Below are 11,937 nucleotides of genomic sequence, written 5' to 3' on the forward strand. Positions count from 1 at the left end.
CACTGTATATACACGTAGTGGATAACAGCAACATGTGAGGTCATATACACCCTTCCTCCCCCGGAGGACACAACGACGCGGGCTTAGCATTAGAGTTTTGTAACGGAGAGACGCTAGAGAATACACATTACCGGTTTTGCTCACGACATGAACGCCCACAGTCTCCTCATCCTACTGCAATGCCGTACATTGCCTTAGGATCCACGCCCTGATCTCTTTGGGACTGTTAGCTCCTGTCTACCGACGGTGTAAAATGGTGTTACGTCGAGTGCCTTTGTTTCATCTTAGCCTTCTTTATTCTCAGTGTGATGCGTGCATAGCGGCTTAGGTCCCATGTGCCATACTTGTTGTGCAGTATGTGTCTCTCCTTGGACATCTCCTGGAGGAACTTGAGTATCTTGTCCTCTATGTTCGTCCTGTCTAGTAGCACTTCGTAGCCTAGTGCAAGCCCCGCTAGAAAGCTTCCGGGGGTCAGATTCTGCATGAAGCTATTCAGGTCCATGACGTGGATGTCGAACGCAAGGTCCCCAACGGCTTTACGCAGTCTTTTCGCGATCTCCAGCTCGAGCCTTAACTTCTCCCTTACCTCAACCTCCCCGTCGACCACCACGAGTATATCTATGTCTCTTCCTCGACCCATGTACACGGTGCTCCCGAACAAAACAATCCCTACGACGCCCTCTCCCAGCACGTCCTCCACAACGCGCACAATCCTCTCATACAATTCCTCTTTCCCGGAGATAACTCTCTGCAATCCTGAGTACCCTCTCGGCTCTACCAATAGCCTCTCTAGCCGTGTCAGCATCTATAAACTCGTCCGGCGACACGACCCTGCCTCGAAGAAGAAACGGGTACCTACTCCTCGTGTAGTACTCGGTGAACCATCCTATAGAGTCGACAACCTCCTCGAACTCCGGTCTCCACTCGTTCTCGAAAACCCTCACGAATATCGAGGCAAGCCTTGGCCCATGGTTATACACGTACTCTCTCTTAGCCTCTATCATAGCCTTGACAGCTTTCTCTGCACACTGTTGTGCGTGGAAAACAGCCTCCGGATAATCACCCTCACGAAACGCTCTACGAGCACGTTCAAGGTCCTTCACGGCCTCCCTGAAAAACATACGGGCAAACTCCTCGTAGAAACCCATGTGCGGAACCCCACAAGCTCCATCAGTACACTGAAACACAAGTAGGCTGCGCAAAACACCAGCAACAACCATCCTGGGTCAAACCCAGCAAGAAAAGAATAGCACAAGATAGTTAGACGGCGTGTGAGCCGAGAATGTGCTTATCGAGGTTATCGACTCTGAGTCAACATATAGATCGAGTCCCAGTTTTTACACATTAGTAGCTTCCCGGCAGCCACCATACAGACTATATCATCTCTGTCGCTATAGCAGCTTGGTTATCAAGTAGGCGTCACGCACGAGACGCTGATAGAGGACAGTATTTGCCTCAGCACCTCTCTGAGTGTGTTCCTCCTGAAGCCCTGTCTACCGCCACTCCGGACGATATACTCTTCCACCGCTTTTACAAAGCTCTCCGTGCATCCTCTACAGTTCCTCAGCACAATATCAGAGACCGTCAAACTGTTTGTCAGGCTGTTGACAATGTACGACAGTGCTAGCAGCTCTTTGAGCGTTTTTCTCAACTCGTTGCCCAGAACGAGGTACTCGTTAACTGTTTTGGGTTCAACCGTGTTGACGAGCCCGGCCAGCCGCTTTAGCCTATCTCGGAGCAACTTCTTAGCCTCAGCGGCTACACTGCCGACTATCCTTGCACATAGCTTCAGATGCTCATCTTGAATCCCCGACCAGTCATTCACCCCATCCACGTTAGCTTCTAGTGCATATCCGATCTCCCAATAGATGGGCGGTAGATTCGCCCACCTGCCCTCGACCACATCTATTGCGATTCTCTTCAACTCCCTGTAATGCGCTCTGTAGAATTCCTCCAGCTCCCTCGCTGAGGGCCTTACCAGGCCTATCGTCTTGCGCCATACAACTACGTACGGTATCGTCGGCTTAGAGTTAAGGCCGATGGCAACCCCATTCTCATCAACAGAGTATACGTGGATCTCTAGCCTTCTCCCTCCCCACCCATGCTTAACGTACCTCCCTACAAGGTCTCTCACATCGAATGGCACTAAATGTACGATTGAGGCGATTGCGTGTCTAAAATCCTAGACCCGAAGCCACCTGAACCACTCACGTATCCACCAGTCCTTGAACCCAAGTTCCCGGAGGCGGTCGTAATACTCGCTTATAATAGCGTCTATAGTTGCTCTTCCTCTGCGAGAAGAAACCTCAGTTATAATAAGCCACAGTTCCCCAAGCTTCTCGTGAAGCAAGCGCTTGAAGGACTTCCACTCGGCAACGTACTCTCTCTTAACAGAGCAGCCTAGAACCACATCAATATCTCCAACATCCTCAGCGAGCAGTGCAGAGCCGCCTAGCCCCACAAGCTCGATTGCCACCGGGAACCTGCCTGAATTGAAAGACTCAACTCTCTTCACTACATGCCTCAACGCTCTAAAGACGATCTTGCTCCGCACGATGTTCCTCAATGTATCTTCCGGGTTGGATACAGACATAGCTAGCCTAACCCCAGGCTCGATAGGTAACACATGTATCTCGCCAAATGGATTAGAGCTTCGAAAACGGTTATACTCACACATAATGAGTTCGATAAGCACTCCTCGCGCCTCAGCTTCTGCAGAGGTTAGCCAGGCTTGCCGTGATACAACGGCGTTCTAGCCCTAGAGCTTTGCGAGCCTCGAAGATGTTTTTAGTTGTGAATCTTCTCGAGCCTTTTCCGGAGATGCTCCAACGCCTCTTTATGTTCCGACGTGTGTTTCTCACCGAGTTTGTTTCCGAGCCTCTCCACGTGCCGGACGATTACCTTAATGAGCCTTTCTATGTCCTCGACCGCTTCTGCCCTGCTACGGTATCTGCTTAACTCCATGTCTGGATCCGGACCATGGTATTGGTACTCGTGAAGATTGAGAGCGACATGCGTGTATGCCCTGAAATGCTCGTAACCTAGCTTCTCGAGTAGAGATGCTAACGCAAGCAACCTGCTCGTGGGCGTTCGTAGGATTCCTTTCTCTTTCACCCATTTCCTCTCCCTTTCACTTTTTAACAGCGATTCGAGCCTAGGTAGCTCGAGAGCAAGGATAGCTGCTGTTAGAGCCTTCCAGGCTTGGAAGGCTTTACCCGCGGCATTTCTTGTATAACCCTTCTCGAGGAACTCGAGAGCAAGGATGGACTCTAATAGCGCTTCCAAGAGTCTTGTTGAAGCGTATCCTGCGGGATCCTTAACAAGCTTAGGTAGAGGCTTTTCAAGCGTATTCAGCTCCAGCCCGCCCACCGTCTAGCTCCATATTAGCTTGAAACAACTCATCATATACCTTGCCCTAAAGGAAGACATACATAACGCACGTAATGTCAAGGGTTTTCTGCCACCATACTCTAGCTGAGCGCGCAGAGTCGTAGCATGATTCGCAACGAGCGCCCCACACCTGGCGGCACAAATTGTATTACTCTAAGTCTCGTGGCTCATGCCACTACTAGGCTCTCGATATCCTAGCTGTTAGTGTTATGCGCTTGTCCCTCATCTCCACGTTGTACGTTACGAGCCCTAGCCCGGCTATGCTCTTGGCGCCTTTAGCGCTGCCTCTGAGCGCCAGGTGGTATAGCTGCTTCAGGGTGTTCTCGAAGAGGCTCTTTAAGCGTTTATACTCGGGGTTTGTGCCCCGGAGGAGCGCGTCTAGCCTCTCCGCTTTGCTCCGCGAGTCTCTCAGCGCGAGGAGGCGTGCATACCACTCGGCGATGCTGAGGAGCCCGATTATCGCCATGATAGCGGCTAGCACGCCGGGGACGTCGCGTATCCCTAGGCTCTTGGACAACAGGTGTATGATTAGCATGGCGAAGCCCGCTAGGCTGATGCCCCGGAAGATACGGGTCACGGTGCTAGTCTCGGTTAGGAGCGTGGCTAGGAGAGATACCCACGCCTCCCTAGCGAGGGTATCCGCGGATAGGAGTCCGGAGGTTACGTGGAGGGTGCGCCCCAGGACGGCAACACTCACATGGTTGCGCTCATCCTCGACAATGGTCATCTTGACCTGCTCTATAGTCTCGAGTAGCGACTCGAGACGCTGGACGAGGATAGCCACGCGTCTCTGTATAGCCTCGGGTGAGTCGTAGCCCAAAGCCTAGACGAGCCCGGTTGTTTACCCGCTATCAGCTCGACTATAGTCTCGTTTGGCGGCCGCCCCGTGGCAATACAATGGTGCCTGCCGTGTAGGTACCCCCGTCCTCATCGGGTGGGGCTGTTGTGCCGCTAGCCCTGTTTGACCGCGAGGCGTGGTGGGTAGCTGTCCGGCATCACGTACTTCCCCTCGGGCCACTCGACCTCCACGAAGTAGCCTCGGACTGTGACCCCATCCTCAGCCGTGAAGGTAACATGGACTATGGCGCTCCCGTTCACCGTGGGGACGCGCTTCTCTGCTACCACTTTGTCCGGGAGGAGCCTCCTATCCTGCTTGACCCGGACGACCACATCCCTCGCGCTACCCACAAGGACGATTACAGCGTCCACCCGGTCGCCCGGTTTGGCCGTGGTACACTCACTGCCGTTGCACAACCAGACAACCTTCACCGCGAGGGTTAGGTTGTTGCCGCCTTGGTTGCTAGCTATTATCTTCTCTAGCTCCCGGATCACCTCCTTCACCTTGCTAGCCGCCTCCGAGATAACGTCGCTGGGCACGCCGCTCTCCTGCCCCGCGGGTATTGTGGCGGTGATGGGTATGCGCTTCTCGAATGGTATGGTGACTTTCACGGGCAGCTTGAGGCCGAAGATAGTCACCGGGGCCTCCACGTAACCCCGTATAACCAGCTCTGGCTTCTCGCCCTTAGCTAGCACAGACATGATGCTCTCGGCTATACCCCCGGCTACGGGCTCAACACGCACCTCCATGATCTCGGTGTCGCTGGGCCCGATGCAGACACCTTCAACGCTAGCCATGCGCGCTATCGTCTCGCCCGCCAGCAGAACCTTAGCCCTAAAGCTGTCGATGCATATCACTACTGGGAGGCTGGACGGGTTGCTAATCTCCACTTGGACGTCTAGGGCGCCCGACGCGAGGCTAAACGGGTCGAAGCCCGCCATGCGCACCTCTAGGCTCTTGGCTACCGTGTAGACCATACCCGCATAGACTATCGTGGCTAGAAGCCCAAGCAGGACTAGCACAACGATAAGCTTACTCAAACCGAGTCACCATGCGTGTCTAGTGCATATAGACTAGTATAAGTGTGGCAGGGTGGACCGCTGTGCAGGGCTGTACACGGCGAGGCTATCCGGCTATAACTCGTGAAGCTTGCATTGTTAACAGGGTGGTAACGACGTCGGGGTGTTCACCGCGATAGTGGAGGATAGGACGCACTAAGTTGAACGCTACGCGTCTATGAGCATTGGATGGCGAGTGTTGCATGGAGGCGGTGCTTACACTATTGTGTTGATAGCGTTCCTCTGGAGTGGTCTGTTCGGCTCTTTGCTTCTAGCCTGGAGTCGCCTAATGGCACTAGGGTGTAGCGCCTAGTGGCCGTGTATATGCTGGTTGGTGGTTGGAGGGCGCCTAGCCTCGTGGATATACCCGGTCGCGTCTCTTTCACGCTATGGCTCTGCGGGTGTAACCTGAGGTGCCCCTTCTGCCACAACTGGAGGATTGCAGATGCGCGTGGGGACGTCTGCCGTCGGGCTAGTATCGAGGAGGTGCTCTCCGCGCTGAGTGGCGCGGCGCGGCTGGTGGAGTATCTCCACGTGACGGGGGGCGAGCCGCTCCTCCAGGTCGAGCCTCTCACTGTGCTCCTGAAGCGCGTGGAGGCCCTAGGGCTCGCGAGGAGTGTCGACACTAACTGTACGCTCCCCGAGAGGCTCGGGAGGCTACGCGGGCTCATCGAGCACCTGGCGGTGGACCTCAAGCCACCGTGGACTACTGGCGTGGACCCCAGCTGGTACCACAGTAGGCTCCTCGAGTGCCTCCGGGTGGCGTCGGGCCTCGGTGTGACCGTGGAGCTGCGTGTGGTTGTAGCCAGGGGCTGGGAGCCCAGCGACTACCTACGCCTCTATAGGGAGGCGGTGGAGGCGCTGCGCGGCGCAGAGCACTACGTGGTTGTGAATGAGCTTGTTGGGAGGCCGTACACGGAGCCCCGCGACCAGGAGTGGTGCGGGGAGCACTGCAATCCTGGGCGCCGCCTGGTCGAGGAGGTTGCGAGGCTACTCCGTGAGGCTGGCGCGCCGGTAAAGAGGGTTTATGCTCGCACAGTCTAACCAGATTGGTTAGAACATCTAACCATCGAGTCTTGAGCAACATTTTAAAGTAAGTTAGGGAAGCCTAACTGTCACTCTTGGGTGACGCGCATGGCAGGCCGTAGCAGCCTAATGGAGGCGCTTAAACCGGCGATACGGAATGTAGAGTTTACGCTGATAAGGAGGTTGGATGATCTGGCGAACATATGTGCAGACTCTACATGCCTTGTTGTGGTAGAGCTTGGCGACAAGGTTGCGGAGCTAATCGTCTCTAGGGGTGAGGTGGTGGCGGCCAGGATGCTCGACGGTAATGTGACCTATGGCGAGGATGTTGTGAAGCAGGTGGCGGCGAGGGTGCCCGTCGAGGCCAGGGTAGCCAAGCTACGCAGCAAGTTCTACGACTGGAACGACAATGAGTTCACTGTCTACATCCGTGGCATTGACCTGCAGCACAAGCAGCTCGTAAGGGTCCTCAACAACCTCTACCAGGCTCTGGTGGAGGGTAGGGCTGCACACGCCTACGAGGCTCTCCACTTCATGCGCGAGTACGCGGGCTTCCACTTCTCGACGGAAGAGAGGCTGTTCGACAGGTACGGGTACCCCAGGGCAGATGAGCACCGCATGCAGCACGCATGGTTCATAAAGAAGGTGGACGACCTGAACAATGTGTTGAAGGAGGCGGGTCCCCACGCCAGCATAGAGATGATGGCGTTCCTAGCAGAGTGGGTGAAGAACCACATCCTGGGCGCAGACCGAGACTACGGCAAGTGGCTAGTGGAGACAGGCAAGCTACCGGCAAGCACCGTCCGGAAACTAACTTAGGACCCTTGGGGACACCCGGTGCGACACCCCAATGTGTTGCGCAATACCCGGTACTCTTGACGTACCTCGGCAAACTATCACCCTCGTGTATCTTGATCCCGATCCCAGTCTCAGAACAAACACCTATAGTCGCGAACTTCTAGTTCTCCTTGTCTAACAAGTAGCTACGATTCTATCAAGCAACAACACGCGCCAAGATAACATGCTAAGATGCTATCCACACGACTGTGGATTATAGTAGCATAAGGCGTTCCCCGAGGATTGCGAGGTAGACTATGCGTATGGGCAGCGTCTAAACCCGATAGCATGGCTAGCTCACGAGGGACAACCCTACAAAGCGATTCTGTGGATGCTACCATAAGCGCCTTAGTATACACGCCAAGAGTTCGAGGAGAAGACACAGCTCTATCCTACCTTAGCGCCTATGATATTGTGCAAGCCTATAGCTGCTGGTTGTCTATTGCACATTGTTGGTGTAAGTGTGGCTAGCGGCGTGGATGCCACTAGGCTTGAGGAGCCGCTGCCTAAGCCTAGTCGCGATCCTCTGGGTTATGCCTCGGCTCGCACTCTCGAGGCTATTCTCGAGGCTCTCCTGGCTCTCGAGTATATCCGTGAAGGGTATACGAGGAACGCTGCTGGAAAGGCTTTCCAAGCTTGGAGGGCCTTGACGGCCGCGTTGCTAGTCCTTGAGAAGAGCCGCATCACCAGCTTGTTGGAGAGCAGCGCTGAGAAGAGGTGGTTGACCGAGAGGGCTGTGCCGAGGGTACCGACGAGCAGGCTAAAGAGGCTGGCAATGCTCCTTGAGGAGGTGGGATACAGGTACTATAGCCCCTTGACGGACAAAGCTCTAGACCTCTACGATTACCAGTACCACGGTCCCGACCCCGACCTAGAGCTCTCGAAGTACCGTAGCCGTGAAGAGGCAGTAAGCGACATCATCTACCTGCTCGAGAGGCTAGTCGAGATCATCAGTGACAGATTGAAGCCGGTGCTAGTCGAGAAGAGAGTCTGGAGTAGCATGCATGAGGAGGCGCTAGAGACGCTGAGGGAGAGGCTGAAAGGCGTGTAATGGGGCCTCGCCGCATAGTATCGCGCATCCAGGCTCGATCTCGCAGCGAGACAAGTTGCGACTTGGTTAGCCCGCCACCGGTTAATTCTAAGCGCCGCTCACCCCAGCTCTCTAGAGAGTACCCATAGCCAAGGTCAGAGAGTGTATCTACTTGCGAGGGTAATGGGGCATCTCTCAGTCTGGTGTGACTGCTTGCAAGGGTTACGTATAGTTCCCGTGCTCCACGGGTCTAGTATTGCCACACTTGTGGCCGTAGGAGCATTTGCCTTCATTCTACTCCTCTTTGTTTTTGCTTCTATTTTTGCTGCTGGTGCTCCTCTACCCGCTGTTGCTTTCATACTGGTCTTTGGCTTGCTCCTAGGCTTGATCATTATCCACGAGCTTGTTGTGCATAGGCGCTTTGAGAGACTATACTCTCGAGCTGTCGAACTCATAGCCGGGTTTGACGGCTCTGTGTTGAGGTTCTCTAGGAGCGTCGCTGCCAGGAGGGTTCTGATCGCGTCTAGCGGCTGGTGGGTTAGCACGGGGCGCTCGAGGAGCTACCGTTTCGAGGCTCGCGTGGAGCCCCTTGGCGAGGTTACTGTTGGCGACTCGTTCCGGGTTGGCGGGTCGTGGGGTGTCGTCGTGGATAAGGATGGTTCTGGTGCTGTTGTCCTGGAGGGTGTTCTACTCGAGGAGCCCGGGCTTGATGGTGTGGTTATAGCTGTGGTGCCTGCTGTGCCCCCGGTGTTCCGCTACACGAGGCTCGATGCCGTTGACGAGGGCGATGCTGGGTTTCTGGAGGTTGCTAGTGGAGAGGGGCTACGGGGGCGTCTCGTGCTTGTCTCGAGGTCGAGGGCTAGGGGTGCGAGGGCTGAGCTTCTGGCTAGCCTCGAGGGGCGCTCCGCTAGGCTCGTGTTGTGCCGGGTGCATGGCACGGGTGAGGCTCGTTTCGAGGAGAGGCTCGCGCCCGGCGAGCACCTGGTTGTGGTGAGTATCCCTCGCCGCTTCTCCCCCATGGCGTTCGCCGAGGCTACTGGCTTGCGTGTCGGCGGGGTGCTGCCCGCGTACCGTGTGCGGCTGGTGCTCGACATTCCCTTCGCGAGGGACATTGTCGTCGAGAGGGAGTTGCAGGCTAGCGCGGCGAGCCGGGCTTGACGCGACTTTGTGTTTGTTGCCGCGCCTCGCGGGGTGTTTTAGGAGGGTTGGGCAGACGCGTCCGATGGTGGGCTGGTGGTGGGCGAGGAGCTCGGCAGGGCCCTGAGGGAGCTTATCGAGGCTGCCGTGAGGCTAGAGGAGGTTGCCCGGCGTGTTGGGCCACCCCCGGTGCCGGAAGACACACCGGGTTGGCTTCGCCCTGCTCTTGTGAGGCTCGTGGGGTTGGCTGCTGGGGGGTCGCCGAGGGTCTCGTTCCTGGGGCCTCGCGGGAGCTTCTCCCACGAGGCTGTCCGTGCGGTCTTTGGCGGCGCTGCCAGGGAGATGCCGGCTCATAGCATATCCGCGGCGGTCACGATGCTCGTCGAGGGTGTTGTGGATTACGCGGTGGTACCCTACGAGAATAGCATTGAGGGCCCGGTGGGCGAGACGCTGAGAGCCCTCGCGGAGAGCGCGGATGTCGTGAGGGTCTGGGCGGAGTACGTGCACCCGATCGTGCTGGTGCTCGCGGCTAGGAGCGATGGCGAGGTGCGCAAGGTGTATGGGCACCCGCATGCGCTGGGAGAGGCGAGGGACTGGCTTGAGCGCAACCTGCCGCACGCTGAGCTGATACCCGTGGCCTCCACAAGCAAGGCGGCTGAGATGGCTGCGCGCGAGGATGGAGCGGCGGCCGTCTGCTCGAGGCTAGCGGCTGAGCTCTACGGGTTGCGCATAGTGGCCGAGGGGCTAGCAACACGGCCGAACTTCACACGGTTCCTCGTGCTGCACCACAGGGATAACCCGGAGACGGGCTCGAAGACGAGCATAGTGGCTGCTGTCCGGCACGAACCCGGGAGCCTCTATAGGCTGCTCGAGGTGTTCGCGGAGAGGAGGATAAACCTCACCATGATCTACTCGTACCCTGTGCCGGGCAGCCCCTGGAGCTACTACTTCTTCATAGACATGGAGGGGTCTAGGCGCGACGAGAAGATCCGGGAGGCCCTCGAGGAGGCCGAGAAGAGGGCATTGTGGCTCCGCGTCCTGGGCTCCTACCCCGTCCTCCACGGGTAGAGGCTCAACCAGGTCGCAACCGTCTATACGCGCCTACCCTCCACGAGTATCGAGCGAGGTGCGTTACGCGTTGGGTCGCGCCAAGAGGGTCCTCCTTGGGCTTCTCGTTCTGCTTGTCGCTGGGTATCTTGGTATGGATCTTGTTGTGAGCCTCCCACCCTTCATCTTCTACGAGAACATCGTGTTGGCGGTCACGTACGCTGTCTTCGCCGCGATGATCGTGCGTGGTCGTAATGTGTACCCGTGGCTGGCGCTCGTAGCGGGGTTTAACGCGGGTAGAGTCTCGAGGAGCGTCGTGACATCCCTGGGCGAGCCGGGTAGGCTAGCGCTGCAGCACACACCGCTACTCATCATGCTACTCCTGGTGGGCACCCTGGCAGCCTACTTGTCGTACAGGCAGGAGCACGGCCAGGGTTAACACCCGACGGACACGCGTGACACCGTCTCTAGCCACGTGATTCTCTAGGGGCGTGCTGGGCGTGGCGACACCATGGTTATGGTTGAATGTAAAAGAGGGTTCAGTGTGTATACCCGTGTATACGGTGCTCGTGGTTTGACGAGTTCTGTTGTGAGTGTGAGGGTTCCTGCGTGGGTGAAGAGGGTTCTTGAGGAGAAGAGGGTGGAGTACCAGAGTGTGGTGCGTGAGGTTCTTACTGGGCTTGCGGAGGCGGCTAGCGGTGAGGCACTCCAGAGGCTCCGGGAGGCGTTTAGGATAGCTGAGCGCGCGTGGGGCGACTCGAGGCTCTCAACCGATGAGGTTGTAGAGGCTGTGAGGTGTGCACGAAACGACTAAGATAGCTGTTGTTGACTCGTCGCTTGTTGTAGAGGCTCTCGTTCCCAGCGAGCACACAGAGGCCGCTAGGAGGACTCTCGAGGCGCTGGCAACCACGGCAGCCATGTTGGCACCGCAACGGTCTCTTCCAGGCGGAGGTCCTCAATGGGCTACGTAAGGCGCTACTCAGAGGCGCTATTAGGAGCATAACACCGTTACTAGAGGCTCTAGCGAGGCTACCCATAAGGCTGGTAGCAATTGACGACGTGACTTTGAGGCTTGCAGCAGAGGTGATGGTGGCCACCGGCGCTACGGGGCAAGATGCAGTCTACATAGCGCTGGCTGTGCTCACAAGAGGCGTTCTCTACACGCTGGACTCGGGGCAAGCCTCGGCCGCCGCCAAGCTGCTAGGCAAGGAACGCGTGGTCTACGTGCCCGGAGAGCACAGAACACAGAGCTAGTCTCCTGCAACACCACTACGCATCCAGCATTGCAAACAACTAATCCCTCCTCGTCTACTACAAGCAAAACACGCCCAATGCACGCTGCCTACTAGGGAACTTCACGGTTTTGCGCGTCACTGGTTGCCGGGTATGGGGGAGGGGGTCAGCCCCCGAGATCACGCGCTCACCCCGCGGCGGGTCACCCTGGTAGCCCACTCATCAGCCCCGGTGGTAGAGTCAAGGCTCGGGCCGCCAAGCTAGTCATCACGCCTCTCAGCGTAGTTGGCGCTCCTCACCGCCAAGTGCACAACACGCCAAGAGAGGCTATTAAACATGGT

15 protein-coding genes and 1 pseudogene are annotated in these 11,937 nt (G+C 56.9%); 9 read left to right on the forward strand and 7 right to left on the reverse strand.

The features are described from left to right. Positions 1-259: 259 nt before the first annotated feature. The 7 genes from PYRFU_RS06140 to PYRFU_RS06170 all read right to left on the reverse strand — a co-directional run bounded on the left by PYRFU_RS06140 (position 260) and on the right by PYRFU_RS06170 (position 5,268). A complete protein-coding gene (locus tag PYRFU_RS06140) occupies positions 260-754 on the reverse strand; it encodes a nucleotidyltransferase domain-containing protein (RefSeq protein WP_014026789.1) in 495 nt (164 codons plus the stop codon). Continuing rightward, positions 717-1,148 (reverse strand): HEPN domain-containing protein, encoded by a 432-nt coding sequence (locus PYRFU_RS06145; RefSeq protein WP_052296957.1) that lies wholly within the window; start codon positions 1,146-1,148, stop codon positions 717-719. The genes PYRFU_RS06140 and PYRFU_RS06145 overlap by 38 nt, the downstream gene beginning before the upstream one ends. A 260-nt stretch (positions 1,149-1,408) precedes the next feature. Next, complete coding sequence (locus tag PYRFU_RS06150; protein ID WP_014026791.1) at positions 1,409-2,146, reverse strand: hypothetical protein; 738 nt, start codon at positions 2,144-2,146, stop codon at positions 1,409-1,411. Between the two features lie 36 nt (positions 2,147-2,182). Continuing rightward, positions 2,183-2,593, reverse strand: a complete 411-nt coding sequence (locus PYRFU_RS06155) for a hypothetical protein (RefSeq protein ID WP_048191748.1) — start codon at positions 2,591-2,593, stop codon at positions 2,183-2,185. A 194-nt stretch (positions 2,594-2,787) separates the two neighbouring features. Beyond that, positions 2,788-3,369, reverse strand: a complete 582-nt coding sequence (locus tag PYRFU_RS06160) for a PaREP1 family protein (RefSeq protein WP_014026793.1) — start codon at positions 3,367-3,369, stop codon at positions 2,788-2,790. A gap of 199 nt (positions 3,370-3,568) precedes the next feature. Continuing rightward, positions 3,569-4,210, reverse strand: coding sequence for a hypothetical protein (locus PYRFU_RS06165; RefSeq protein WP_014026794.1), 642 nt, complete (start codon positions 4,208-4,210; stop codon positions 3,569-3,571). A gap of 131 nt (positions 4,211-4,341) precedes the next feature. Beyond that, positions 4,342-5,268 carry an LEA type 2 family protein gene (locus PYRFU_RS06170; protein ID WP_014026795.1) on the reverse strand — a complete coding sequence of 309 codons (927 nt, stop codon included), beginning with the start codon at positions 5,266-5,268 and terminating at the stop codon, positions 4,342-4,344. A 330-nt stretch (positions 5,269-5,598) separates the two neighbouring features. Between PYRFU_RS06170 and PYRFU_RS06175 the strand changes: the two genes are divergently transcribed. The 9 genes and pseudogenes from PYRFU_RS06175 to PYRFU_RS10515 form a co-directional block, all read left to right on the forward strand. Continuing rightward, complete coding sequence (locus tag PYRFU_RS06175) at positions 5,599-6,330, forward strand: radical SAM protein (RefSeq protein WP_014026796.1); 732 nt, start codon at positions 5,599-5,601, stop codon at positions 6,328-6,330. A gap of 90 nt (positions 6,331-6,420) precedes the next feature. Next, positions 6,421-7,131, forward strand: a complete 711-nt coding sequence (locus tag PYRFU_RS06180) for a bacteriohemerythrin (protein ID WP_014026797.1) — start codon at positions 6,421-6,423, stop codon at positions 7,129-7,131. A 430-nt stretch (positions 7,132-7,561) separates the two neighbouring features. Then, the gene (locus PYRFU_RS06185; protein ID WP_014026798.1) at positions 7,562-8,200 is read left to right on the forward strand and encodes a PaREP1 family protein; all 639 of its coding nucleotides are present in this window, start codon (positions 7,562-7,564) and stop codon (positions 8,198-8,200) included. A gap of 192 nt (positions 8,201-8,392) precedes the next feature. Further along, complete coding sequence (locus PYRFU_RS06190; RefSeq protein ID WP_048191751.1) at positions 8,393-9,337, forward strand: hypothetical protein; 945 nt, start codon at positions 8,393-8,395, stop codon at positions 9,335-9,337. A 75-nt stretch (positions 9,338-9,412) separates the two neighbouring features. Next, positions 9,413-10,384: a prephenate dehydratase gene (pheA, locus tag PYRFU_RS06195; RefSeq protein ID WP_052296958.1), complete on the forward strand. Its 972-nt coding sequence runs from the start codon at positions 9,413-9,415 to the stop codon at positions 10,382-10,384. A 70-nt stretch (positions 10,385-10,454) separates the two neighbouring features. Continuing rightward, a complete protein-coding gene (locus PYRFU_RS06200) occupies positions 10,455-10,802 on the forward strand; it encodes a hypothetical protein (RefSeq protein WP_014026801.1) in 348 nt (115 codons plus the stop codon). A 135-nt stretch (positions 10,803-10,937) separates the two neighbouring features. Beyond that, on the forward strand, positions 10,938-11,177 hold the full coding sequence (locus tag PYRFU_RS06205) for a hypothetical protein (protein WP_048191753.1): 240 nt from the start codon (positions 10,938-10,940) through the stop codon (positions 11,175-11,177). Continuing rightward, on the forward strand, positions 11,161-11,334 hold the full coding sequence (locus PYRFU_RS10510; protein ID WP_014026803.1) for a hypothetical protein: 174 nt from the start codon (positions 11,161-11,163) through the stop codon (positions 11,332-11,334). The genes PYRFU_RS06205 and PYRFU_RS10510 overlap by 17 nt, the downstream gene beginning before the upstream one ends. Further along, a pseudogene (locus PYRFU_RS10515) lies at positions 11,309-11,617 on the forward strand (type II toxin-antitoxin system VapC family toxin); the annotation flags it as partial. The gene PYRFU_RS10510 and the pseudogene PYRFU_RS10515, both read left to right, overlap by 26 nt. Positions 11,618-11,937: the final 320 nt, after the last annotated feature.

This window comes from Pyrolobus fumarii 1A (assembly GCF_000223395.1).
GTDB classification, from domain to species: Archaea; Thermoproteota; Thermoprotei_A; order Sulfolobales; family Pyrodictiaceae; genus Pyrolobus; species Pyrolobus fumarii.